Below are 24,889 nucleotides of genomic sequence, written 5' to 3' on the forward strand. Positions count from 1 at the left end.
TCCGGAGGTTGTCCGTGGAGCGACCGGCCATGCTCGAACACTTCGCCGAGGAGTTACGGCTAGCCCGTACGAAGCGCGACATGTCCCAGGCCGAATTGGCCGAGGCGTCGAACTATTCGGCCGCAATGATCGCAAAGGTCGAGGCGTGTGAACGGCGGCCCAGTCTGGACCTCGCCCGCCGCTGCGACACCATCTTCGGCACCGACGGCCTGTTCGAGCGGATCCAGCGCAAGATCGGCCGGGAGACCGTAGTCGGCTACTTCCGGGAGTGGGCCGCCGTCGAGCAGGAGGCCAAGGCGCTGCGCGGCTTCCAACCAACGTATGTGCCGGGTCTGTTGCAGACCGAGGCGTACGCCCGCGCCGTGCTCGCCAGCAGTGGGTTGCTCACCCCGGAGGAGACCGAGCAGCAGGTCGTCACCCGGCTGAACCGGCAGGAGATCCTGACCCGTGCCAGTCCTCCGCTGCTCACCTTCGTGATGGACGAGAGCGCGTTGCGCCGCGCGATCGGCGGGCCGGCGGTGATGCGCGAGCAGCTTCTGCACCTGGTCAAGGTCGGCACCGCCCTGCCCCGGGTGCGGATCCACGTCGTGCCGGCCTCGGCCGGCGCCTACGCCGGCCTGGACGGTCCCTTCGTGATCGCCACTCCCCCGGTGGGTGAGCAGGTCGTCTACTTCGAGGGGCACATCCACGGGCAGATGGTCGACCGTCCGGATCAGGTGCAACATATGCTCGATGTCTGGGATTCGGTGCGGGGCGAGGCACTGCCCCACCAGCAGTCGATGGAACTGATAGCGGAGGTGGCGGAGACATGGACCTGACCGGCGCGCGGTGGCGCAAGAGCAGCCGCAGCAACAGCACCGGCGGCGACTGTGTCGAGGTCGCCGACAACCTGCCCGGCATCGTCGGAGTCCGCGACAGCAAAAACCCGACCGGCCCCGCCCTGACCTTCGACCCCTCCGCCTGGCAGGCATTCGTGGCCAGGGTCGCCCGGCGGGCATAACCGGCTGACCGACGCTATCGAGCGCCCCCGCGCCGGGCTAGCATCGCCCGCTCGCATGGCCTCACCCCCAACGTGACCAACGTCGAGATCACGTCGCGCAACGTGCGCCACAGCACCAGGCCGTCGCGCCTGCTGGACGGCAAGCAGCCCTCGGTCGGCCCCAGCCGAAACGGCAACGGGGCCGCCCAGCTGGGGGCCGGAAGTACGCCCCCGACCTCACTCGCTGAGGTCGAGGGCGTATTAAGTTCCTATCGGCGGTGCGTCGAGGTCATCCGAATCGCCGCCGTATCGCGTCGATGAAGAGGCTCACGGTCGCCGCGTCGGAGGGCACGATCCGGATGACATCGCTGCCTTGCCGCTCGATGTCCTCCCGTATGTTGCTATTTTCCCATTCGCAGTCGCGGGTGTACACCTGGCCGTACGTCCCGCTGCCGTTCGAGGCATCCCACTCGCGCAGAACACCCGTCGGCTGGGCGGTCGGGTCGTCGTCGAACACGAGAATCGAGTAGCGATAGGAGACCTTCTCCTCTCGTCGCTGCTGGATGCGGGCGGCGGCTCGCTCGCTGATGGATCGGACCTGGTATGCGACCTCGCCGGCCTCGATCCGATCGAGCAGCCTCGTCCGCACCCAGGCGGCGTCGTTGTCGAGCGCGAAGACGCCGGTGCGCTCGGAGACTCGGACGACGGTGAACGGGTCGTTGACATCGTGCTCGTCGTCGACGAGGGCGAAGTAGTGGTTCATCCGTTCACCTGCCTAGCGGGAAGTCGAGTGTATCGGCATCCTCCGGGTCCGGGACGGTCGCCCACAGCGCCCTTGAGATCATTTTCGCCTCCGACTGCAGTATGCCCCGACCGGACGGTTCCGGTCCGCCCGGTTCCTGCTCGAGCCGACGGATCTCGTAGAACAGATGCTCTCTCTTGTTGACCACGAAGCTCTCCGGCGTGTGGAACTGCACTTCGAACAGGTGACCGGTCCCCGGGTCGCGCCACGTCGTGTTGATGCCCTTGTAGTTGCCCATATTGCCGACGATCCACCCGTTTTCCATCTTAGTGAGCTCGTAGTGCTTCAGCTTCAGCGCGGCGACCGTCTCCTTCACACCGCCGACATACCGATTCCCCTCGAACGTCACGGCGTAGCGGATGTTGTCACCGATGCCCTCGAGCCACTGCCGCGTGCCTCCGGGGGTCGCTTTGATCTTGGTGGCGAGCTTGCGCTTGAGCGAGTCCGGTTTCTTCAGCCGTTGGTCCCAGCCCTGCCGGGCCGCGCCCGGAATCGAATCGATCAGGACCTGCCACCGCGGGGACAGCTGCTCCTCGGCGATTTTGGCGGTGGCGATCGCCGCGTCCGCCAGCTCGTTGTCCTGCCTGGTGAGGCTGAGCGTGACGCGGTTCTCTTCGTACTGCCAGCTGCCGTCGGGCTGCGTGCCGTTGCAAACCGCCGCCGCCGCTGCGATTGCCGTCTTCGCCGCCGCCGGAATCCGGCAGGTGGGCGGCGTGTCGGGGAAGTCGACGTCGCGCGCGAGCCTGAGCACGAGATCCCTGATCGAGGCGATCCCGTTCTCGATGCTGAGGAGCCCGCCGTCGAGGTGCACGACGGCGCCCTCAAGGTCGGCAGCCGTCCCGTCGAGCCGGGCCGTGGCGCCGTCGACCTTGTACAACTTCTTGTCGACGAGGGCGAACGCCTCGTCGAACTTGGCGACGCCGTTCTCCAGCCGCAGCCCGATGCCGATGATCTGGGCGATCTCGTCCGGCGCGTCGGCGAGCCGGACCGCGAAGCGCTCGATCCGCCCGATACCGCCGGAGACCTTGGTGAGCCCGAGGCGCAGCAGGTTGCTGATCTCACCGAGCGTCTTGTTGAGCGCCCCGCCGAGTTCGCCGACACCGGGGATGGCGAACGAGGCGACGTCGAACAGGGTCAGCCCGAACGCCTTGCCTGGGTTCTCCCGCCACTCGGTGACGTGGATCAACTCGAGCGGGTGGTCGCGGAGCATCGCCGGCATCTGCCGGAAGCCCTCGACGGTCTTGCCACAGTTGTTTCGGAAGTAGTCGCCATCCAGGCCCACCACGACCCAGCTGCCACAGTCGGCGAGCGCCTTGAGGCCCAGGACGAAACCCTTGGCGCCCTCGACCAGACCGGCGCCAACCTGGACGAAGAAGTCGATCACCTGATCGCCGTTGGCCTGCCCCTCGTCGCAGGCGGCATCGTCGCCGGTGTAGCACTTGGCCAGCAGGGCGATGTGGTCTTTGCTCGCGTCCAGAGCCGTTTTTAGGCTCGGTTGGACCAGTTCCCAGAGGTGCTTACAGGCGTCCACCATCCGGGCCTGGCACTTGAGGTAGGAGAGGATGCCGTCCTCGACCTTGTCCTCGAACGCCTGCTGCTCCCGGGCGATCGCTTCCTGCTTCGCCCGCTCGTCCTGGAGTCCCTTGAGGGTGTCTGAGAGCTTCTTGGCCTGAGCGTGGATGTCGGCGGTGGCCGCCTTGGCCCACGCGTACGCCTTGTCGATGCTGGCCGAGGCCCGGCCCGCGCTGGCCGCCGCCAGGCTGGCGTTCTGCGCCGCGTAGTCGGCGATGTTGGCGTCCCGCCACGCCGCCGACTCCCACTGGGTCGCGACGTGCGCGGCCGTGCTGGCCCCGTTCGCATCGGCGGTGGCCGCCACCGCAGCCTGGTACGCCTTGTTCGCCGCACCGATCGCCGTGTTCGCCGAGCCGACCGCGCGGGCCGCCGCCTCGTACGCCGGCTTGATGGCGCCGATCGCCTCGGTGGCCTGCTCGGTGGCGTGGTCTGCCGCAGCCTCGGCTTCGGCGGCCCGTTCCGCAGCCGCCGCGGCCTGCTCCTGCGCGACCACCAGTGCTTCGCTGGCGACCGCCAGCGCGTTCCGGGCGTCCGCGTTGACTGCGGCGAACCGCGACGCGATGTAGCTCGCGGTGCCGGCCCGGTCGACGGTCAGCGCAGCCAGCGCGGCAGCGCTGCCGGCCGCGTTGCCGGCGATGTCCGCCTGGACGATGGCATGCGCCGCCTCCCGGACCGCGGCTATGGCCTCGGCCTGGGTACGCTCCGCGTTCACCCGGGCGTTCTCCGCCGCGCGCACGCTGGCGACGGCCGCCTGCCCGGCGCTGTCGGACGCCCGCCGGGCGGTCAGCGCGCTCTGCTGGGCCGCCTTCGCCGCGTTCCGGGCCTGCTGGGCGGCGGCACTGGCCCGTTGCGCCTCGCCACGGGCCGCATCGGCGGCCGCCCTCGCCCGGTCCGCCCAGGCCTGCGCGGAGTGGAAGGCATTGCGGGCACGGTCGGCCTGGATCTGCAGGTCGCGGGTTGCCTCGTCGGCGTCCTGCCCGGCCGCGATGGCCTCGTCCCGGGCTTTCTGCAACGCCGCAGCAATGGCGTTGTACTCCTCCTCGGCAGCAAAGCAGCGGGAGGTGGCGGCCTGAAGCTCCTCGGTAGACCGGTTCACCCGGTTGATCGCCGCCGACTCCCGCTGGATGGCGTCGTTTGCTTCCAGTTGAGCCGACGCGGCGACCTGCGCCTGGGCGATCGCGTTGGCGGACGCCCGCTCGGCGTCGGCCCGCAGCGACTTCGCCCTGCCCGCGTGCTGGCGGGCGTCACTGGCGGCTTGCTCCGCGATGCCGCGCTGGTCCTTGGCCCGCTTGGCCGCGTCTTCGGCGATCTTCTGCTGCGCCTTGGCCACGACCGCCTGGTCCGCGGCTACCTTCTCCTGGTACTTGGTCTCGGCCAGCCACCGGGCCGCGTTGTTGGCGTGCAGGGTGGCGTTCTGGTCGGCGTCCAGCGCCAGGCTGTCCGCGAGCGTGGCCGTGGCGGCCTGGCCAGCCGTCCCGGCGGCGTGCGCAGCCGCCTGCGCGGACAGGCCGACCGAGATGGCAACCTGAACCCAGTCCTGACCGTGGTCCTGACCCGACTCGATCAGGTCCCTCGCCGCTATCTGCACCCGGGCGATGACGGCGTTCATCTGCAACGCCGTCTGCTCCGCCCGGCCCGCCTGTGCGATCGCGACGGCCTTGTGCGCCTCCAACAGGGCGGTCCGGCCCGGCTGCTGAGGACGGTGCACCCGGTCCTGCTCGAAGACCTGATCCGCGGCGTTGGCCGCGGCGGCCGCCTGCCGCATGGCAAGCAACGCGTCCTCGAGGTACCTCAGACCCTCGATGTTGGCGGCAATGATCTCCGCCCGCGCCCGAGCACCGGCCTCGGCGGCGGTGGCGCCGGCGGTGAGCGCGTCCAGGATCTCGTTGCGCTGCTCGATGGCCAGTCGGACCCGTTCGCGATTGTCCCAGTCGACCCGGTTGGCCGCGGCATAGCCAGTGGCATAGAAGGCGGCGATCGTCGCCGGGTCCCCGGACGCCAACACCTGGCTGCCCTCGGCCACGACCGTCGGCCCGCCGATCGCGATCATCTGCTCGACACGGGCGTAGATCCGCGCGCGCTCGGCCTCGGTGTCGGCAACCGGGTGGTCCAGCCGATCGGCGACCTCGTAGCCCCAGGCCACGAACTCGCTGATCGCGTAGTCGCCGCCCAGCAGCGCCAGGTTGGCGGCCCGCTTCACGTTCGTACCGCCGCTGGTGGACCACGTCTTGACCTGGTTCTTCTCCCGGGTCTTGCGCTGGCTCGCGGCGAGCCTGGCCCTGGCCCAGCCGGTGTCCACGAAGTCGGCGATGGCCTGGGTGGTCCCGACCGCCAACGCTACGGTGGCCGCCTCCCGAACCTCGGGCTCAGCCGCGTAGGTGGCGATATCGACGACACTGTCGCGATACCAGTCCGCCTCCTCGTCGGTCCACTCGTTGCTGCTCGCAGTGGCAGCAGGCTTCAGCTCGGCAGGCTTCGGCTCGGCGCCCGCCGGCGGGGTCACGACCACCCCGCCCAGCGAGAAGCCGAGGAGCGCCGCCAGGACGAAGCGCAGAGTCACGTCCATCAGTCGCCGGTTCATCGGTCGTCCGCCTCCTCGGCCAGCCGCGCCCACATCTGGGCCTGTTCCTCGGCCCAGCGGACCGCGTCCTGCCAGGCAGCGGCGTTGGTGCCGGCACGGGCCACCACGGCAGCCCAGTCCTGCTCGGTGGTAGCGCCCTGGGCGTACTCGGCCACGGTGGCCCACTTCGCCGCCTGCTCGGCGGCCCGGTCCCGCTCAGCGGCCCAGTTCACGCTGGTGCCAGTGGCCGCCGTGGCCACGGCGCGCCAAGCGGCAACGGTCTCCGCGTGCAACTTCTCGGCAGCTTCGCCGCTGGCCGCCGCCTCGGCAGCCTCCGCGTCGAGGGCCGCCTGCCGCAGTCGCGCCATCGTCGCGTTGCCCCTGAGGTCCAGATCGCTGATCGCGAGCCGGTACGCCTCGTCGTCGAGTCGGGCCCCGGCAGCCCAGTAGTAGTTGAAGAAGTCGGCGATATCCCGGTCCTCGCCACCGGCAATCGCTGCGACCGCCGCCGCCCGGACCTGCGGTCCCGGGTCGGACTCGGCGAGTGATCCCACGAAGTCGCGGTCGGCCTGGGCCTGCTCCGCGACCTCCTCGTCGTGCTGGTGCTGACCGGACGCGTCCAACTCCTGCGCGATGGCCAGTCCGGTCTCGACAAACTCGTGTTTCTCGTCGTGCGTCGCCATCAGCGCGCGTTCGCAGCCGAGATGCACGGCCGAGTCGGTGGGCGATATCCGCAGCCAGTAGTTGATCTCCGCGACGTCCGCGCGCTCGAAGATGACGGCCCGGTTGATGGCGGACGCCAGGCCGGTCTGCAAAAACCTGGTGACGGCATCGGGGTCGGAGCTGTTCAGGGCCACGACCGCAGCCGTACGGACCTCCCAGCGACCGTCGGACATAGCCCGCCACTGGACCCGTTCCCGGTCGGCCTGACTGGCCGCCGCGACCGCCGGTGGAGCCACCGCCAATTGCGCGATTCCCAAGGCGAGTACGAGGGCCAGCAGTGCTGCCGGCAGCCGGCTCTGACGATGGATTTTCAGCATGAAGCGCCTCCCGACGACGTCGGTGAGTTCAAGGGGGTGGATGAGGTGCCCGGGGCGGGCGGCGCCATCAGGACTGCCCGCCCCGGTGCAATCACACGCCGTTGCCGTTGCTGTACATTTCGTTAACCGCCGCCGGTGTGACATTCATGAACCGGACGGCTTTGGCATTCGTGCCCGTCGCGGTCGTATCGACCTGCGCGTACTTCTTCGTCGCCTTGGACTGCAACACCTCGATCACCGAGTTGTAGGTGGTGTCGACGGACAGGCGATTTTGCAGGAGGAACCGTTCCGCGTTCGCCGCCGACGTCTGGTCGGCGATCAGCATCCCGGAGGGGGTGACATCCATCGCCTCCCGCACGTAGGCGTTCCTGGCGACGTTCCGCAGCGTCACTTCCATCTGGCTGCTGGTCGGCATTCCGACGACGCAGTACTGGAATGAAGACTCGGCGCTCTGCCACGAGGCGTCATTCGCGCGGACCAGGCCCTTCTTCGCGTTTGCCGCGTCGGCCCGCCACAAGAGGAGGTCCCCCGCACCCGGTAGGAAATACATGCGCCACCTGGTGGTGGTGCACGCTGGTTGGAAGGTGACCGCGGTGCCGGAGAAGCTGGTCAGGGGTTTGCCGGACGATGTCCAGATCGGCGCCGGCGCGGTCGCTCCCTCGGACACCGGCTCCAGGATCCACTGCTGATCGGTCGCGGCCGAGTAATCCGCGGTTCTCACCACACTGCCGTTGGCCGTGCCGCTGTTGAGCACACCCAGGTAGCCGCCGCCCACCGTGCTCCGCAGGTAGGACCCGGTGGACTTCTGGAACATGACCGACCACGAGGTGTAGTGGTCGCCGCAGTTCCGCTGGTCGACGAATCCTCCGTTGACCAGATCGGCGTAGCTCGCGCTGTGAAAGAGGCAGTACCCGGAGGCCCGGTTGCGCACCTCGAACCGGGTGTCGGACAGTTGGGTCACGTCCCAAATCTGCTCGGTGCCGCTCCCGCAGTCGCGCAGCTCCATGTCGGCCCCGCTCGCGAGAGCGCCCGAACCTGCCGTGCCGAGCGCTCCGATCGGCCGGACGCAGCGTCCGGACTGCACACCCTTGATCCGGAACGAGCCGGTCGGCGGCCTACTTATGGCCGCCTGGTGCGCCGGGTCGATCAGCCGCCACTGCTGTGTGGCGAGGTGCCCGTTGGGGTTCTGCACGATGTCCAGCGAGCCCGCCGAGCTGCCCGCCACCGCCGTGATCACCTTGTTGTTGGTGACGTTCCGAATCTCCACATTGCCCTGCCCGCCGTCAAGCAGCTCCCAGACGCTGGCGGCCGTGGCGGCGGGGCCGCTGCCGCACGGGAAGGCGGTGATCGGAGCGCCGTCCTGCGAGATCCTCGAGGGCTGCGGGAAGAGGCACACGTTCTCGTGCCCGTTCACGAGCTTGTAGCGCCCGGTGGTGGTGTCCGGCAGCAAGACCCACCGCTGCGACACATTGCTCTCGTTACACGGCTCCACCCGAGCGTTGAGCTCGGCGTTGGCGACGACGAAATAGTTGGCCACCCACGCGACCGGTTCGGCGATGCAGCCGTTGTAGCCGACCGCCTGGATCATCACGGTCTTGTTGGCCGACGGCCGGACGTAGTCGGCCTGACGGGCGGTGTCATGGCCACCCAACAGGAACAGGCTGCGGTCCAGGGCCGGACCCTCGAGCGCCTTCTTTGCCGCCGACACCGTCACCGGCTGGAAGCCGTCCGCCTCGGCCGCGTACATGATGTCGCGCACCCGAACCTCGTTCGCCCGCGCCTCGGCCAGATCACGCTCATCGAGGTCGACCTTGTTGGCGAGGTGGACGCCGGTGAAGATGAACGCGACCCACACCTCCTCCGAGGAGTTGGCGTAGGCAACCGTCGCGTCCAATTTGACCTTGCGGCCCGTGCTCTGCGACGCGAACAGGTAAATGAGCTCGCGCAACTCGAGATCGTCAAGCTCGTACGGCGTCGCCGACCGCTTCAGCGCGGTCGCGATCGCCTTCTCCTTTGCCGAACGCAGCGCCGCAGCCTGCCGAGCGGCGACCTCCTCGGCGTTACCGTTGGCGATCTCGTTCTGCCGGTCGGCCTCGGCCTTCTCGAACAGCGCGTGCTGGAGGAAGTCCAGACGCTGCTCGTCGGTCGCGCCAGCCACGGTCAACGGCTCGGCAGCCGCCTTCACCTCCGGCCAGGTCGCCGCCTTGCGCCAGAACGCCAGCAGGTAGTTCTGCAGGGTCTGGTCCAGCATCGTGGTGCGCTCGGTGTTGTTCGCCGGCACCCAGTTAATCTCCTGCGCCGCGCGCAACCGAATCGTGTCCAGCTCGGCCTTACGAGCCTTCGCGGCCAGGTCCCGGTCGTTCGCCGCGAAGATGCCGGTCCGGATGAACGCGGCGGACGCGGCGTCGGCGTCGGTCGTGTCGCTGAAGGCGGCCAGCGCGGCGGCCTTCACCTCGGCGTTGTGCTTCTCCGAGGCCTTCTCCCAGAGGACCGAGACGAAGTCGCGGTCGGAAAGCGTCACCTCTTCCCGTGGCACCCAACCCAGAACGGCAGCTGCCCGGTACTTCTCATCGATCGTGGTCTCGGCAGTCCGCGCGATCGTGGTCTCGGCAGCCCGCGCGAGCACCGATGGGCTCGCGATCGCGCCGGCCGGGACGGCCATCGCACCGATGACTGTCGCCGCCATGACGGCAGCGGTCACCATCCACAGACGTGACCGTCTGCGTACCCTTCTCGACATTCTTTCCCCCGTGGTCCAGAAGACAGATTTTTAGTTGTACTGACTGACAGCAACCGAACGCTACGCGTCACGGTATCAGCTGTCCTCGATCGGTGGGGTTCCGTTCCGGCACGAAAAAAGCCGCCCTCCGGGACTGCCCGAGGGCCGGCACTGTCCTGATAGGTCAACCCTTGATGTCGTTCACCGTGGGCACCTCGAGGGGTGCCGTTGCCCGACGTGCCAAGCTTGATCTTGCGGACCGACAAATTGCTGTCGGTCTTGGTCTCCGCCCGCTTGACCCGACGCGGTAGTCCACTGGTCAGGATCGCCAGCGCGGCCGCCGCATCGCATCCACAGCAGAGACCAAGGACGTCGGCGAAGTCGCGGTTACCGGGTCACGTACCTGTCGAGAGCCCGGCGCAGGTCCTCGCTGGTGACCTGCGAGTACATGTCGCCGTCGTCGCTGCCGACGTAGGAGTCCGGGCACTGCGCGTCGCTGCCGGTAATCCCGAACGAGTCGACCCGCTTCCGGGTACGCAACTCGAACACCTCCACCGTGTACTTGCCAGTCCGCATCGTACGGATTTCTACATCGCTGCCGAGCTGCTCGCGGTAGGTGCAGGTGGTGCTGTTCCCGAGCTCCACTCCGGTACGACGGACGCACGCGACAAGCTGGATCTGGGTGGGATCGCTGATGTCGAAGCCCGGTGTCGTCTCGCTGAACACGCCGGCGGCCTCGTACACCCGACCGTTCTCCTCCTCGTCCTCGACGAACGCGCGGATCGGGTGTGGGGCCGGGCCGGTGAACGCCGCCGCATCCGGGTACTTCGCGCCGGCACGCTCGCAGGCTCGGGACAGTTCGACGACGTTGCCCGGCAACGACTCGCTCCGGACCACGAAGTCGGGTAGGAAGACGAGCCAGGCCGTCATCAGCAGCGCGACCCCGAGCACGCCGCCGACGACCGACCGGACGAGCACCGGCGGCCGGATGGCGTGCCGCTCGGTGATCGAGCGGATCAGGGCGCCGCGTCCGTTGACCTCGACGATCCGAAGAACGGTGCCCCGACCCATTTCTCCGACGTACGCGACCTCGAAACCCCGCCGTGCACCGAACTCCCGGATCTCGCTGACGCCGAGGATCCTGGGCCACGGCACCGCGATCGGACCGCCATACCTGGGCGCCAGGACGAGGCCACCATCCGCGACACCGATCCGGTACCAGCCGGCGGGGTCACCGGTGTCGGTGAAGTACACGACGTAGAGGTAGCTGGCGATGGCGAGCGCCGCGACGACGTAGGCCAGGGTCGGGGAGAGGTTGAAGTAGATCGTGGTGGTCAGCAGGCCGCCGCCGATCAGGATCCACGACTTGCGGCCGTCGAACTCGTTGCGCGTCCGGTAGACCCGGCGCAGCGGCCCGATGCCACCGGCGTCGGCGACCTTGGCGAGCTTTCCGCGTGGCAGCAACGGCCCCTCCGGCGTGGAGATGATCGACGCGCCGGATTGTAGCGGTCCCGATCCAGCGGACCCCGCCGTCAGCTATCGAAATTCGTCACAGTGCTGACGTGCGGACCTTGATAGCCCGAGGAGCCGAAGACTCCACGGCCGCCCCGCTTCTTAGCTGGCCTTCGTCAGAGTGCGGCGGGGAGCAGGAGGTCCGCCCGGATCGGGAAGTGGTCACTGGCCCGGCGGGTCTGCGGCGTGTCCACGACGTCGTAGTCGAGCACGCCGATCCGAGGATCGACGAAGAGGGCGTCGATCCGGTTGTGCGGGTACACGCAGGAGAAGGTGAACCGCTCGGCGGCGTCGGCGACCACGGCGGCATCGGTCAGGCCGTCGGCGACGGTACGCCAGGCACCGCCGCCGGAGTTCTCGTTCAGGTCGGCGCCGACCACCACCGGCAGCCGCAGTGCGGCCAACTCCTGCTTGAAGAGTGCGGCCTGGCCGGGGCGCTCGGTCGGGTCTGTGGACAGATGGGATCCGGCGAGAACGAACCGGGACGTCCCGATCCCGCACTCGGCGAAGACCCCGCCGCGCAGATGCCGGCCCGGCGTCAACGGGTACTGCTGGCACCAGGTGCGGTACACCTGGACCCGCAGGCTGGTCAGCAGCAGGTTGCCCAGTGCCGGCAGGCCACCCGCCGCGACCACCAGGCCGAGCCGGTCGGCCAGGGCCGCACACTTGTGTCGCCAGCGGAACCGGCGCGGCGCCTCCTGCACGATCACCACGTCCGGCTCTAAGCTCCGGACCACCTCGGCCAGCGCGTCGACGTCGTCCCGCTGGCCGTGCACGTTGTACGACAGCACCCGCAGGCGCACCGACGAATCCCCGTTTCCGGGGGACTGCACCTGCCCCACGCCGTGCCCCTTGCTCATGTATTCGAACTACCGCGCCGACCGGGTCGGCTACCGCCGACGGGCCAGGTCTGCCGCGCCGACCAACCCGGCGGTGTTGCCCAGTTCCGCCGGCCGGATTTCCGCCACGGGAATTGTGGCACGCGCCGAGAGAGCGTCCATATAGGACCGACGGGTCGGGCCGAGCAGCAGCTCGCCCGCCTCGACGACGCCGCCCCCGACGACGAGCACCTGCGGATCGAGGATCTGCGCCATGTCGGCCAGACCGGTGCCGAGCCAATGACCGATCTGCGCGAACGCGGCGCCGGAGACCGAGTCGCCGGAGCGGGCCGCCGAGGTCACCATCGGTCCGGTCACCGCGTTGACGTCGCCGTCGGCCAGTTCGAGCAGGATCGTGGCCCGGTCCGGTTCCTGGCGCGCACCCGCGCGGGCGAACCTGACCAGGGCGTTGCCGCTGGCGTACTGCTCGATGCAGCCGAGCCGGCCACAGCCGCACAGGTGACCGTCCGGCACCGAAAGCATGTGCCCGAGTTCCGCCGCGATGCCGTGCGCTCCGCGCAGCAGTTCCCCGCCGAGCACGATCCCGCCGCCGACACCGGTGCCGATGGTGAACAGCACCATCGAGTCGTCCGCGTCCCGTGCCGCGCCGTAGCGGAACTCGGCCCAGGCCGCGACGTTGGCGTCGTTCTCCACGATCACCGGCAGTCCGACGGCGTTGCTGACGTAGTCGCGGATCGGTTCGTTCCGCCATGCGATGTTCGGGGCGAACAGCACGGTTGACCGGGCGGCGTCGATCCAGCCGGCGGCACCGATGCCCACCGCGTCCACCTCGTGCTCGGCCGCGAGCTCCTTGACCACCTCGACGATCACGTCGCGGGTCTTGGCGACGTCGTCGGCGGGGGTGTCGCGGCGAATCGACGCCTGCACCTCACCCGCCACGTCGACGACGCCGGCGGCCACCTTCGTACCCCCGACATCGACTCCGATGGTCAGCGTCACCGCTGCCGCTCCCCTCTGCCGTACCGCCCTCGCGGTCGCTCTCCCGCCACTGCCGCCCTACCGTGCCGTCACCACCGCCGTGGCCTCCGGCCCGCCCGGTCGGACGGTTCCGGCAGTCAGGGGCCCTGGTCGGGGGCCACCTGCTCGCCCGGGTCGGCGGTGGCCGATCCCTCCGGGGTCCGCGACGCGGGCACCGGAGGTCGCCCGGCGGCCGACGAGCCGGCGGGCCGGGCCCCGCCCGTCCCGGTCGGGGTCGACCGGTCCGGATCGGCGGTCGCCCCGGTCCCCCGGGCTCCGGCCTCCGCACGGGTGGCGGCCGCCCAGACGTCCTGCTCGTCCGCCGGCCACGAATCATGCCTGGTACGAGTGGCATTGCGCCACACCGCGTCTTCGAAAGCGCTCGACGGGCCGGCCGACGGGGCAGTGTGGGTGTCCGCTGGCTCACCACCGGCCCGGCCGCCGGTGCCGTCGCCGGGCCGGGAGCCCTGGGCGTCTGCGCGCGAGCCGGCGCTCCCCGCCGCGCCGTTGCCGGTGCTGCCGGTGCTGCCGGTGCTGCCGGTGCTGCCGGTGCTGCCGGTGACGGTGGAGAACGCGCGGAGCAGGCTGGCCACCCCGGCCGCGAAATCTCCGGCACCGGTGGCGAGCCGTTCGGCGAATTCCGGACTCGGATCGCGCAGGGCGGCGATCGATCGGCAAACGGGACAGACGCAGCATTCGGAGCTACCGGTGGCGAAACCCGCGCCCACCGGTGAGTCACCCCCCGATGGCGAACCGGGTCCGGCCGTGGTCGATGAAGGCCCGGCCTTGGTCGAAAACGGTCCGGTCGAAGGAGGTTCAGTCGAAGGAGGTCCGGCCGCAAAAGGTTCGACCGAAGGAGGTTCGGTCGCAAAAGGTTCGGCCGGAGGAGGTCCGGGAGAAGAAGATTCGGAAGAAAAAGATTCGGGCGAGGGAGCTTCGGTCGAGGGAGCTTCGGTCGGCGGAGGCTCGGTCGTGGCGGCCGACCATGGGTCGGTGGTCGTCGAGCCTGACCCGGTCCGCCACGGCGACGATTCGGCCGTCTGCCGTGGCGGCACCACCTGGTCCAGTACGTCCGAGATCACCTGGCTGAACGGGCCGAAGGTCCCCGCCCGGTCCCGGGCCCCGGAGGCGGCCGAACGGGCCATCGCGAGCGCGGCGGCGACCAGCCGCTCGGCCTCCTCGCGTGCGGACCCCGGATCGGTCGCTCCGCCGTACGAACCGCCTGCTCCCATGATCGGCTCCTTTACGCCCGAGGCCCACGGGGTGAACGCGTCAACGCGCTCCGTCCGGGGATTCCACCCGCCGCTTGAGCGTGCTCAGTGCGGCATCCATGATCATTTTCTCGGCCTTGCGCCGGAACATACCCAGCATGCCCACCGACAACTCGACCTCAAGTGTGTAGGTCACGGTCGAGGTGCCGTCCCCGTTGTCCTCGATGTCGTACGACCCGTTCTGGGTCTTCTGCATCCGTGAGGGCTCCACCAGGTGCCACTCGATCCGCGAGATGTCCTCGGCGTACTCGTACGCGAGGACGTACTCGTCGGTCATCACCGAGGCGTCGAGCACGAACCGGACCTGGGCGGCGTAACCGTCCTCGTATTCCTCGACCACCTCGACCTGCTTCACCGCTTCGGCCCACTCGGTGTAGCGCGGAAAATCGCAGATCACCGCCGTTACCCGGGCCGGTGGCGCGGCGATGACGATCGACTGGGTGGAGGAATCCGCCATGTCCGGCAGGCTACCCCGCAAGGGGGTGGCTCCGGCCCACCACCTCGCCCCATTCGTGTGCCGGTGGGCGTACCTGGCCGGGCGGGCCGACCCGGAAGGCGGGTAGGTTGCGGGGTAGCCGGAGCGGTCGGAGGCAGGCCGGTCCGATACGAGCACGAGGGAGTGCAGGTGCGCGAGTTCTCGGTCCCGCCAGCGGTCACGGTCGGCGACGCGGCCAACCTCACCGACCCGGTCTGGGACAACGCCGAGGAGGCGCCGGACAGCGTGCAGTTCGTCCGTCGTGCCCCGGGCACCTCCGGCACCAGTGGCGAGTGGACCGACGTCACCTGCCGGCAGTTCCGGGACGAGGTCGTCGCGCTGGCCCGTGGCCTGATCGCCGCCGGGATCACCCCGGGGGCGCGGGTCGGCCTGATGAGCCGGACCCGGTACGAGTGGACCCTGATCGACTACGCGATCTGGACGGTCGGCGGCGTCACCGTACCGATCTACGACACCTCCAGCCCCGAGCAGGTGGCCTGGATCCTGTCGGACTCCGGCGCGGTGGCCTGTGTGCTGGAGACCAACGCGCACGCCCTCGCGCTCTCCGGAATCCGGGACCGGCTACCCAAGCTGGAACAGGTCTGGCAGATCGAACTCGGCGGCATCGACGAACTACTCGCTCTCGGCGACCGGGTCGACCCGGCCCAGGTCGAGGTACGTCGCAAGGCGGTGAAGGCGGCGGACATCGCCACCATCATCTACACCAGCGGCACCACCGGCCGGCCCAAGGGCTGCGTGCTGACCCACCGGAACATGCTCTCCGACATCTGCAACGCCATCCCGGTGCTGCCGAACCTCTTCAACGAGGGGGCGTCGACGCTGCTCTTCCTGCCGCTGGCCCACTCGTTCGCCCGGCTGATCCAGATCGGCACGGTCCGGGCCCGGGCCACCGTGGCGCACAGCGCCGACACGAAGAACCTGGTCAGCGAGCTGAAGGAGTTCCAGCCCAGCTTCGTGCTGTCGGTGCCCCGGGTCTTCGAGAAGGTCTACACCGGCGCCGTCCAGAAGGCGAGGGACGAGGGCAAGGGCAAGATCTTCGCCAGTGCCGAGCGGGTGGCGATCGCGTACAGCCAGGCCCTGGACACTCCGTCCGGGCCGGGGATGGGTCTGCGGCTGCGGCACCAGGTCTTCGACCGGCTGGTCTACCGCAAGCTCCGGGCCGCGCTCGGCGGACGCTGCCAGAACGCGATCTCCGGGGGCGCCCCGCTGGGCGCCCGGCTCGGCCACTTCTTCCGGGGCGTGGGCGTGCTGGTCTACGAGGGGTACGGCCTGACCGAGACCTCACCGGCGGTCGCGGTGAACCTGCCCAGCGCCACCCGGATCGGCACCGTCGGCCGCCCGCTGCCCGGGGTCACCATCCGGATCGCGGACGACGGCGAGATCCTGATCAAGGGTGACGTGGTCTTCCAGGGCTACTGGAACAACCCGGAGGCGACCGCCGAGGTACTCACCTCCGACGGCTGGTTCCACAGCGGTGACCTGGGCGAACTCGACGGCGACGGCTACCTGTGCATCACCGGGCGGAAGAAGGAGATCATCGTTACGGCGAACGGCAAGAACGTCGCTCCCGCCGTACTGGAGGACGCGGTCCGGGCGCACCGGCTGGTCAGCCAGTGCATGGCGGTCGGGGACCGACGGCCGTTCGTCGCCGCGCTGGTCACCATCGACGCGGAGGCCCTGCCGAGCTGGCTGCGGGAGCACGACCGGCCGGCGGACACGGACATCGAGACGCTGCGGAACGACCCGGAGCTGCGCGCCGAGATCCAGAGGGCGGTGGACGAGGCCAACCAGAACGTCTCGCGAGCCGAATCCATCCGGCAGTTCAGGATCCTTCCCCGGGACTTCACCGAGGCCACCGGCGAACTGACCCCGTCGATGAAGGTCAAGCGGAACGTCGTAGAGAAGACATACTCGGCGGACATCGCCGAGATATACGGCAACTGACTACCATCCGTCAGGTGCCCGCCTCGACCTCCGGTCTTCCCCGCCCACATCCACTCGCGGCGGCGGCGCGCGTCGTCATGCTCGCGCTCGTCGCGGTCCTCACCCTGATCGCCACCCGGGATCCCGGGCAGCTCCGCTGGGTCGCCCTGCTCGCCGTCGCGGGCATTCCGGCGGTGATCGCCCCCGGACACTGGCTGCTGGCCCCGCTGGGCAGGTTCGCCGAGGTCATGATCGTCGGGCTGGCCGCCGGCCAGGTAGCGGCGGCGGCGAACATCGGCACCCCGATGCCCGGCCTCGGGGCGTCGGCGATCCTGCCCTACCTCGCCGTACCGCTCACCGTCGCCGCCCTGCAACGCCGCTCGCGGGAGGGCATCGCCCTGATCGCGGTCGCGGCGGCGACCCTGGCGCTGAGCGGCACCTTCACCGGCGGCGAGGGCGGGCTGCTGATCGGCCAGCTCGGCTACCTGGCGGTGACGGCCCAGTGGTTGATCCTGGCCGCGCTGGGGCTGTCCGCGGCGGGCACGCTGCAACGGATCATCCAGGCCCGGGGCGAGGGCCGGCCACAGCCGTACGCCGAGGCGACCCGGCTGCTCACCCAGTTGCGCAGCGTCGCCAGGCAGCTACCCGGAGCCACCCTGGATCCGGGCAGCATCTCCGAACACCTGGTGGAGGAGCTGCGCGGCGTCGCCCGGGCGGACCGGGCGGCGGTGCTGTCCGCCAGCGGCGGGGGCCGGCTGGTGGTGCTCGCCCAGGCCGGCGTGGACCGGGTCGACTGGGAGACGACGCTCGACGCCGACTCGGCCATCGCCGACGCCTGGGCCAGCCAGCAACCACAGACGGCACACCGGTCACAGGCCCGTTCACACTCGGGCGGGGACGTGTCGGCGCTGGTCGTACCCCTGGTCGCCGGGGTCCGGACGGTCGGCCTGGTCACCCTGGAGGCCGACGTCACCAACGCCTATCCACCGGCGGTGGTGGCCCAGGTGACCGCGCTGACCGGGCCGGCGGCGCTGCGGCTGGAGGCCGCGCTGCTCTTCGACGAGGTCCGGTCGCTGGCCACCAACGAGGAGCGCCAGCGGCTGGCCCGGGAGATCCACGACGGGGTCGCCCAGGAACTGGTGATGGTCGGGTACGGCATCGACAACGCCCAGGCCAGCCTCCCGGAGAGCGCCAAGGAGACGGCCGAGGAGCTGCGGGTCCTCCGGGGCGAGGTGACCCGGGTGATCACCGAGTTGCGGCTGAGCCTCTTCGAGCTGCGCAGCGAGGTCGACCGGCACGGCGGGCTCGCCACCGCGATCGCCGAGTACGCGCGCACGGTCGGCGCCTCCGCCGGGCTGCGGGTGCACTACACGCTCGACGAGTCCACCGCCCGGCTGCCGGCCGCCACCGAGGCGGAGTTGCTACGCATCGCCCAGGAGGCGATCACCAACGCGCGCAAGCACGCCGGGGCGGCGAACCTTTGGGTCAGCTGTGCCGTAGATCCCCCATTCGCCCAAATTGAAGTGTCGGATGATGGTCAGGGCATCGCTGACCAGCGCCCTGACGGCAGGTATGGTCTTGCGATCATGGCGGAGAGGGCGGAACGTATCCGGGGCCGGCTAGAGATCAGTCCGCGACACCCCAGCGGCACGACGGTGGCAGTGGTGCTCGGAACCTCGCCCCGGCGCGATAACGTGCGCGATAGCGTCACTGCATCAGAAGGGGAGTAACCCGAGCATGACCACCAGCCCCACGCCGACCACTCGGACCAAGGTTCTGCTCGTCGACGATCATGACCTGATCCGCAAGGGCCTGCGGCACGCCTTTGAGCGGGACCGGCAGTTCGAGGTCGTCGGCGAGGCCGCCACCGCCGCGGAGGGGGTCCGACAGGCGGGCGCCCTACAGCCCGATGTCGTAATCATGGATCTCCGCCTTCCCGACGGCAGCGGGCTCGAAGCTACCCGAGCCCTCCGCAAGTCCAGCGCCACGATGGGAATCGTGGTCCTCACCATGTACGCGGGTGACGACCAGCTTTTCGGTGCCCTCGAGGCCGGCGCGAGTGCCTTCGTACCGAAGACCGCTCCCGCCGACGAGGTGGTGGCCGCCGCCCGGCACGCCGCCTCCTCGCCGAGTGCGTTCACCGCGGCCGATCTCGCCGAGGCGATGAAGCGTCGGCTGGCTCCGTCCGGCCCGCAACTGTCGCCCCGGGAGGGGCAGGTGCTGCGCCTGCTGGCCGACGGAATGAGCGTCGCCGGCATCGCCAAGCAGCTGTTCGTCAGCGAGTCGACGGCGAAGACGCACATCTCCAAGCTCTACGAGAAGCTGGGCGCGGCCAACCGGGCCCAGGCGTTGATGACCGCGCTCCGGCTCGGCCTCCTCGAGGCACCGGACGCACCGAAGTTCTGACCTGCACCAAAGTTCTGACCCGTACCAAAGCTCTGCCCGGCACCGACGTTCCGAGCTGACCACGTGACCGCCGCCCGGCCCCCGCTGGCCGGGCGGCGGCCGTGTACTCCCCGGCTTCGGGTCCCCGGTCAGGGGGCCGGATTGGGCACCCGGGCCGGAATCGCCCGCCCGGTCAGCCGCCGGAACAACAGGTACGCCTCGCAGCCCAGGCAGAGCCCGAAGGCGGCGTTGAGGAACGCGGCGGCGAGAGCCAGGCTGGCCATGACCAGACCCAGGACCGGCAGCCCGGCCAGATAGCCGGCGGCGCAGCCGATGAGGAAGACGAACCCGACCACCTGGGTGAACCGGACCGGTGCCACCGGCTCCAACTCGGCCGGTCGACCCAGTCGGGGCGCGACGAGGGCCCGGAACAGCCAGGCGTACGGGCCCCGGCGTGGATCGATCGCGGTGATGCCGAACACCAGTGCCTGGGCGAGCGCCAACCAGCCCGAGCCGGTGATCATCACGACGACAACGACGAGTGCGGTGAGACCCGCGGCGAAGCGCGGTCCACGAGGGTCCAGCATCACAGTCACCTCGGTCAGCAGGGGCGGTGCCCGGTTCGGCTCAGGCGGGTGACGATCTGGCGGATCATGGTGGCGACCCGGGAAGCAGGGGCGCCACGGCGGCGACGACCTCGGTGCTGACCGGTACGCCGCAGGCACGGTGCAGTACCCGGCCAGCGGCGTCGACCACCAGCACCGTGGGCGTACGCCAGATGCTCAGCGCCCTGACCCCGGTCGGCTGGCTCGCCGCGTCGACCTCCACGTGTCGTACCCCGGGGAGCGTCCCGGCGACCTCGGCGAGCACCCGACGGGTCGCCCGGCAGGGTGCGCAGAACTCCGAGGAGAACTGCAACAGCGTGACGGGAACACCGGGCTCGACGCCGAGCGTCACCAGCAGGCTCGGACTGACCAGCAGCCCCGGCTGCACCGGTGGCCCCGGACTCACCCGCAGGCCCGGGTCCCCCCTCACGCCGAGGCTCCGTACGGGTGCGACCGGCCGCAGCACGCCGTCCCGCCGACGCCGCCACAGCCCGACGCCGGTGGTGAGCACCAGTACGCTCGTCACCGCCAGCAGCCCGGGAAGCACGGAGTCCCGCACGTGATCAGCGTGCCACGGTGAACCATCGATAGCCAGCTCTGTTTGTTCCCATCACGACCCGCCCGGGTCGCGCCGGCACACCTGTCGGTTCCGCCGTCCGGGTCAGCCGGTCAGCAGCTCCGTCATCCGGTCCGCCTGGTTCTCCCAGCGCCATTCGCGCTCCACCCAGGCGCGACCGGCGGCACCCATCCGGCGGGCCAGCTCGGGGTCGGCGAGCAGGGTGGCGACCCGGTCGGCGAGCTGACGCCCGTCCCGCCCGTCGACCACGTGCCCGGTCTCGCCCTCCCGTACCGCGTCCGGGGCGCCGCCGGAGTTCCCGGCCACCACCGGCAACCCGGTCGCCGACGCCTCCAGGTAGACGATGCCGAGCCCTTCGACGTCCAGCCCACGGTTGCGGGTCCGGCACGGCATCGCGTAGACGTCACCGGCCGCGTAGTGCGCCGGCAGCTCGGCGGTCGGCACCGACCCGGTGAACACCACGTCGGCCTCGACGCCGACCCGCCGGGCCAGCTTCTCCAACGTGCCCCGGTACGGCCCGCCGCCCACCACCAGCAGTGCCGCGCCGGGCACCCGACGACGAATCTCCGGTAGCGCCCGGATCAGGGCGTCCTGGCCCTTGCGCGGTACCAGCCGGGACACGCAGACCACCACGGGTCGGTCGACGAGGCCGTGTCGGGCCCGGACCTGCGCACCGTCGACCTCCGGGTGGTAGACGTCGACGTCCACCCCGGGCGCCAACCGGCGGAGTTCGGTACGGCCCCGCAGCACCCGGTCCAGCCGTACCCGGGTGTACTCCCCCAGGTAGGTCGTCACGTCCACGTCGTCGCCGATCCGGCGCAGCGCCGACCGGGCACCGGGCAGCGCCGCCCAGCCGACCTCGTGACCGTGGGTCTGGGCCACCGCCCGCCGGATCCCGGCCCGGCGACGCAGCCCTCCGGCGAGCAGGCCGAGCGGCGCGGCGGCACCGAACCAGACGGTGTCGCAGTCGTACGCGCGGGCGAGTTCGGCGGCCCGACGCGCGACGTGCCGGGTGGGCAGCAGCACCTTGGTCGGTTCCCGCACCACCTCGAACGGCTGGTCGGCATCGAACTTGTCGGCACCGCGCCAGGTCGAGGCGTAGACGACGAGCGAACCCGGGGGCTGCCGCACCGCGAGGCCGTGCACGAAGGACTGGATCCCGCCGGGACGCGGGGGAAAATCGTTGGTGACGAGCAGTGTCCTGGTCAACCGCCGGCTCCTCGGGCGTAGGCACGGGCCGCCGCCATCCGTTCCACCGTGGAGGGGTGGCTGGCCGAGTAGAGGTACTCCCAACGCGGCGGGTCCGGGTCGGCGAGGTTGACGCTGGAGAGCCGGCGCTGCATCGCCTCGAAGGCGGTCGGGTCACCGGTGAGGGCCAGCGCGTGGGCGTCCGCCCGGGCCTCGACCTGCCGGGACACCCACGCCTGGGCCGGCGCGGCGACCAGCCCGGCCACGGTCACCAGGGCTATCAGCAGCGGAAACGCCCTCGGCTCGGCCACCGAGTCGACACCCGCGGCCCGGAGCAGCCCACCCCACGAGCCGAGCAGGTAGAGCGCCACCACCGCCGCGGCGGCACCCAGGGCGCCGGTCAGGGTGCCGGCCACCACGTCCCGGTCCTTCGCATGCCCCAACTCGTGCGCGACCACGCTGGCCACCTCGGCCGGCGGCGCCTCGCGCAGCAGGGTGTCGTAGACGACGATCCGCCGGGTCGGGCCGAACCCGGAGACGTACGCGTTGACCGCCCGGGTACGCCGGGACGCGTCGGCGACCAGCACATCCTTGACCGGTACGTCGTCCCGCTCGGCGAGCGCCATCAGCTCGGTACGCAGTGCCCCCGGCTCCATCGGGGTGAACCGGTTGAAGATCGGCTCGACCAGCACGGGCAGCACGAACGACAGGAGCGTGACCAGCACCGCCGCGCCGCCCGCCCCAACCGCCCACCACCAGCGCGGCGCCAGCCGGATCACGGTGTAGAACCCCAGCAGGGCCACCGCGCCGATCACGGCACTGACCGCGTACGACTTGAGCAGGTCGATCGTCCATCCGCCCCAGCCCTGGGTGGAGAGCCCGTAACGGGCCACCACCGAGTGTCGCCAGGCGGCGAAGGGCAGGGTCAGCAGGTCCGCCACCAACACCACGGCCAGCCCGCCGAGCACCGCCTGGGCGATCCAGTTGTCCCCGAACGGGCGACCGACCAGGCCGACCAGCTTCGCGCCGAGCGGAGTCAGGCCGAGCAGCAGGGCGATGAGCAGCCCGACTGCCATCGCGCCGTAACTGCCCGGCCGGAGGGCGGACTTGAAGGCACGCCCCCGCTCCACGTCCGCGGGCCGCAGCTCGTCGAGGGCGGCCAACTGGTCCGCCCGGGGCGCTGGCGGCCGGTGCCACGGCACCAGCAGGGCGGTGACGACGATCAGCAGGAGGACGAGGGCGCCGAGGGTCAGGCCCGCCCAGGCACGCGGCGTCATGCGGCGACGCGCTGTCGCTCGGTCATCCCGCTCCGCCCCTTCGCCGGCTCTTTCGCGCGGCCAATCCTATGCCGGTGCACCGCCGGACGGGTCGGCCGGGAGATCTATCCCCGGCCGGGCGGGAGGAGCCTGGTCAGGCGACGTGCCGGCGACGCCGGGACCGGGGCCGTGGGGCCAGCCGCACCGGCGTCGCGGTCGGCTCGGGCCCGGCCAGCACCTCCACGTCGAAGCCGGCCCGGCTGAACACCTCGATCGCGTGCTGCTCGGCGGCGGTGAGTGCGGCCTGCGCGGCTGGCTGGTCCAACAGGGCACTCACCAGGCACCCGGAACAGGCCACACCCCGAACGGTGCAACTGTCGCAGTCGATGAGCATCGACCCTCCTTCAGAGGCGGTTCCGGGATTGTCGTGACCCGGCCACCGTCGGTGACATCGACGCTAGGTCACGGGTACGACAAAACCGATAACGCGTGAGGAGGGGGCCCTTCTTCTACAGAAAACGATAAGAAGGGGCCCTTCCTTACATCTCAGGAGCGGGCGAGGCGGCGGAGCAGCGAGTCTGCGCCGAGTGGGTAGGCGCCGTGCCGGCGTACCCCGTCGGCGACCTCGCGGTCCGACGAGACGACCACGATCGGGCGCCCGGGCGGCTCGGCCCGGACGAGCCGTCGGATCAGGTCGTCGGCCGTCTCCCCCTTGCGGGAGAAGAGCACCCGTACGCCGCGCGGCGCCGGTGGCAGGCCGTGCATCCGCTCGGCCCCGTCGAAGACGACGGTGACCTCGGCACCCGTCTGCGCCGCGATACCGCCCAGCCCGGTGATCAGCCGCTTGCGCTGCTGCTCCAGGGACATGTCGCCGAAGCCACGCTTCGTGACGTTGTAGCCGTCCACCACGAGATGTGCCCGGGGCAGCGCCAACAGCTCGTCGAGCCGGACCGGGTCGTCGGCGTCCAGGGCGCGCGCCGAGTTCGCGGTGGCCGGGCGCTCGGCGAAGGCGTCGGCGACGTAGTCGGCCGGAAGCCGGTCGGCCGGGTCCAGGGCCAGCTCCCGGCGGAGCCCCACGGCCGCCCGACCGATCGTCTCCAGCAGCAGCCACAGCCGGGCGTCGTCGACCGAGCGCGCCTCCTTGGCGGTCTGTCGGACAGCACCGGCGGTCGCCTCGGCCTCGGCCAGCCGGGCCCGTACCCGACGCAGTTCCGCCTCGTGGTCGGCCGCCGCCCGACCGGCCCGGCCCTTCTCGGTCGCCAGCAGTTCGGCCGCCCGGCGCTCCCGGGCCTGGGTTTCCCGCAGCGACCGGCCCAGCACCCGGCTCTCCTCGCGCAACTGACCGAGTTCCTCCCGGAGCCGGGCCACCTCGTCCCGCAGCTTGTCGGCCTCCACCTTGGCCACCGCGCGGTCGTGCTCGGCCCGGGTGGCACGCTGTTCGGCCTCGCGGACCAGTTCGGCGACGACCGCGCTGTCGACCTCGGCCCGGACCACCGCACCGGCGTTCTCGACCAGTGCGCGCCAGCCCGCCGGGCGGGTGAGGTAGGCCAGGGCCGCGACCTCCACCGGATCGGCGGCGGCGGGGCTGCCGCCGGAGACGACCGCCGAGCCGAGTTCGCCGGCCTCCGTCAGCACCCGACTGGCCACCCGCTGCCGGAACAGCGGGTCGGCCGCGAGCTGGGTCGCGATCGGCGCCCCGCCGAGCCGGGCCCGCCGGTTGGGCGCGAACTTGGCGACCCGGCGCAGCGGCGCCGGCAGTTCGTCGCCGGGCAGCGTCGGCAACGCGGCGGCGGCGAGGCTGACGATCCGCTGCCGTACCGGTTCGGGCAGCGTCGGCTCCGGCTCGCGATCAACGGGCTCGCCGGAACCGCGATCATCGGAACCGGCCTCGTCGGAACCCGGGTGCTCGGAAGCGGGATCATCGGAACCGGCCTCGTCGGAACCCGGGTGCTCGGAAGCGGGATCATCGGAGCCGGCGTCGGCAGAACCGGGGTGCTCGGAAGCGGCATCATCGGGACCGGCACCGTTGGAGCCGGCGTCGTTGAAGCCGGCGTCGTCGGGACCGGCGTCAGGATGGACCGGCAGGGGCAGGTCGCCCTCGTCTTCGGCGGCCGGGACGCCCTGGTCGTCGGCGGGCGCCGGCAGGTC

20 protein-coding genes are annotated in these 24,889 nt (G+C 70.7%); 5 read left to right on the top strand and 15 right to left on the bottom strand.

What is annotated here, in order from left to right; genetic code table 11:
* Positions 1 to 14: 14 nt before the first annotated feature.
* Complete coding sequence (locus H4W31_RS40205; RefSeq protein WP_318783669.1) at positions 15 to 818, top strand: helix-turn-helix domain-containing protein; 804 nt, start codon at positions 15 to 17, stop codon at positions 816 to 818.
* The gene (locus H4W31_RS40210) at positions 809 to 1,000 is read left to right on the top strand and encodes a DUF397 domain-containing protein (RefSeq protein ID WP_192771370.1); all 192 of its coding nucleotides are present in this window, start codon (positions 809 to 811) and stop codon (positions 998 to 1,000) included. Before H4W31_RS40205 ends, H4W31_RS40210 begins: the two co-directional genes overlap by 10 nt.
* Before the next feature lie 268 nt (positions 1,001 to 1,268).
* Here the strand turns inward: H4W31_RS40210 and H4W31_RS40215 are convergent, their stop codons facing one another.
* The 9 genes from H4W31_RS40215 to H4W31_RS40255 all read right to left on the bottom strand — a co-directional run bounded on the left by H4W31_RS40215 (position 1,269) and on the right by H4W31_RS40255 (position 14,768).
* The gene (locus H4W31_RS40215) at positions 1,269 to 1,742 is read right to left on the bottom strand and encodes a hypothetical protein (RefSeq protein ID WP_192771371.1); all 474 of its coding nucleotides are present in this window, start codon (positions 1,740 to 1,742) and stop codon (positions 1,269 to 1,271) included.
* A gap of 4 nt (positions 1,743 to 1,746) precedes the next feature.
* Positions 1,747 to 5,934 carry a hypothetical protein gene (locus tag H4W31_RS40220; RefSeq protein WP_192771372.1) on the bottom strand — a complete coding sequence of 1,396 codons (4,188 nt, stop codon included), beginning with the start codon at positions 5,932 to 5,934 and terminating at the stop codon, positions 1,747 to 1,749.
* Positions 5,931 to 6,953 carry a hypothetical protein gene (locus H4W31_RS40225; protein ID WP_192771373.1) on the bottom strand — a complete coding sequence of 341 codons (1,023 nt, stop codon included), beginning with the start codon at positions 6,951 to 6,953 and terminating at the stop codon, positions 5,931 to 5,933. Before H4W31_RS40225 ends, H4W31_RS40220 begins: the two co-directional genes overlap by 4 nt.
* Before the next feature lie 91 nt (positions 6,954 to 7,044).
* A complete protein-coding gene (locus H4W31_RS40230) occupies positions 7,045 to 9,615 on the bottom strand; it encodes an RICIN domain-containing protein (RefSeq protein WP_192771374.1) in 2,571 nt (856 codons plus the stop codon).
* A gap of 444 nt (positions 9,616 to 10,059) precedes the next feature.
* Positions 10,060 to 11,136, bottom strand: a complete 1,077-nt coding sequence (locus tag H4W31_RS40235; RefSeq protein ID WP_192771375.1) for a hypothetical protein — start codon at positions 11,134 to 11,136, stop codon at positions 10,060 to 10,062.
* 164 nt (positions 11,137 to 11,300) lie between these two features.
* Positions 11,301 to 12,044 (bottom strand): endonuclease/exonuclease/phosphatase family protein, encoded by a 744-nt coding sequence (locus H4W31_RS40240; protein WP_192771376.1) that lies wholly within the window; start codon positions 12,042 to 12,044, stop codon positions 11,301 to 11,303.
* 30 nt (positions 12,045 to 12,074) lie between these two features.
* Entirely contained in the window at positions 12,075 to 13,022 is a 948-nt protein-coding gene (locus H4W31_RS40245) for an ROK family glucokinase (RefSeq protein ID WP_192771377.1), read from the bottom strand.
* A gap of 116 nt (positions 13,023 to 13,138) precedes the next feature.
* Positions 13,139 to 13,768, bottom strand: coding sequence for a hypothetical protein (locus H4W31_RS40250; RefSeq protein ID WP_225945925.1), 630 nt, complete (start codon positions 13,766 to 13,768; stop codon positions 13,139 to 13,141).
* A 544-nt stretch (positions 13,769 to 14,312) separates the two neighbouring features.
* Entirely contained in the window at positions 14,313 to 14,768 is a 456-nt protein-coding gene (locus H4W31_RS40255; RefSeq protein WP_192771378.1) for an SRPBCC family protein, read from the bottom strand.
* 168 nt (positions 14,769 to 14,936) lie between these two features.
* Between H4W31_RS40255 and H4W31_RS40260 the strand changes: the two genes are divergently transcribed.
* The 3 genes from H4W31_RS40260 to H4W31_RS40270 are packed head-to-tail and all read left to right on the top strand — an operon-like array spanning position 14,937 to position 19,136.
* Positions 14,937 to 16,751: an AMP-dependent synthetase/ligase gene (locus tag H4W31_RS40260; protein ID WP_192771379.1), complete on the top strand. Its 1,815-nt coding sequence runs from the start codon at positions 14,937 to 14,939 to the stop codon at positions 16,749 to 16,751.
* 14 nt (positions 16,752 to 16,765) lie between these two features.
* Entirely contained in the window at positions 16,766 to 18,460 is a 1,695-nt protein-coding gene (locus H4W31_RS40265; protein ID WP_192771380.1) for a sensor histidine kinase, read from the top strand.
* 7 nt (positions 18,461 to 18,467) lie between these two features.
* Positions 18,468 to 19,136: a response regulator transcription factor gene (locus H4W31_RS40270; protein ID WP_130460771.1), complete on the top strand. Its 669-nt coding sequence runs from the start codon at positions 18,468 to 18,470 to the stop codon at positions 19,134 to 19,136.
* A 128-nt stretch (positions 19,137 to 19,264) separates the two neighbouring features.
* On the opposite strand, the gene H4W31_RS40275 is transcribed toward H4W31_RS40270, so the two are convergent.
* The 6 genes from H4W31_RS40275 to H4W31_RS40300 all read right to left on the bottom strand — a co-directional run bounded on the left by H4W31_RS40275 (position 19,265) and on the right by H4W31_RS40300 (position 24,832).
* Complete coding sequence (locus H4W31_RS40275) at positions 19,265 to 19,702, bottom strand: DUF4395 domain-containing protein (RefSeq protein ID WP_225945926.1); 438 nt, start codon at positions 19,700 to 19,702, stop codon at positions 19,265 to 19,267.
* Between the two features lie 64 nt (positions 19,703 to 19,766).
* Positions 19,767 to 20,279: a TlpA family protein disulfide reductase gene (locus H4W31_RS40280; RefSeq protein ID WP_318783670.1), complete on the bottom strand. Its 513-nt coding sequence runs from the start codon at positions 20,277 to 20,279 to the stop codon at positions 19,767 to 19,769.
* 102 nt (positions 20,280 to 20,381) lie between these two features.
* Positions 20,382 to 21,506 carry a glycosyltransferase family 4 protein gene (locus H4W31_RS40285; protein WP_192771381.1) on the bottom strand — a complete coding sequence of 375 codons (1,125 nt, stop codon included), beginning with the start codon at positions 21,504 to 21,506 and terminating at the stop codon, positions 20,382 to 20,384.
* Positions 21,503 to 22,762, bottom strand: coding sequence for a M48 family metallopeptidase (locus H4W31_RS40290; RefSeq protein ID WP_192771382.1), 1,260 nt, complete (start codon positions 22,760 to 22,762; stop codon positions 21,503 to 21,505). Before H4W31_RS40290 ends, H4W31_RS40285 begins: the two co-directional genes overlap by 4 nt.
* Before the next feature lie 133 nt (positions 22,763 to 22,895).
* Positions 22,896 to 23,135 carry a hypothetical protein gene (locus H4W31_RS40295; protein WP_192771383.1) on the bottom strand — a complete coding sequence of 80 codons (240 nt, stop codon included), beginning with the start codon at positions 23,133 to 23,135 and terminating at the stop codon, positions 22,896 to 22,898.
* Positions 23,136 to 23,287: 152 nt separating this feature from the next.
* Positions 23,288 to 24,832, bottom strand: coding sequence for an NYN domain-containing protein (locus H4W31_RS40300; protein ID WP_192772774.1), 1,545 nt, complete (start codon positions 24,830 to 24,832; stop codon positions 23,288 to 23,290).
* Positions 24,833 to 24,889 lie beyond the last annotated feature (57 nt).

Source organism: Plantactinospora soyae (genome assembly GCF_014874095.1).
Taxonomy (GTDB): Bacteria; Actinomycetota; Actinomycetes; order Mycobacteriales; family Micromonosporaceae; genus Plantactinospora; species Plantactinospora soyae.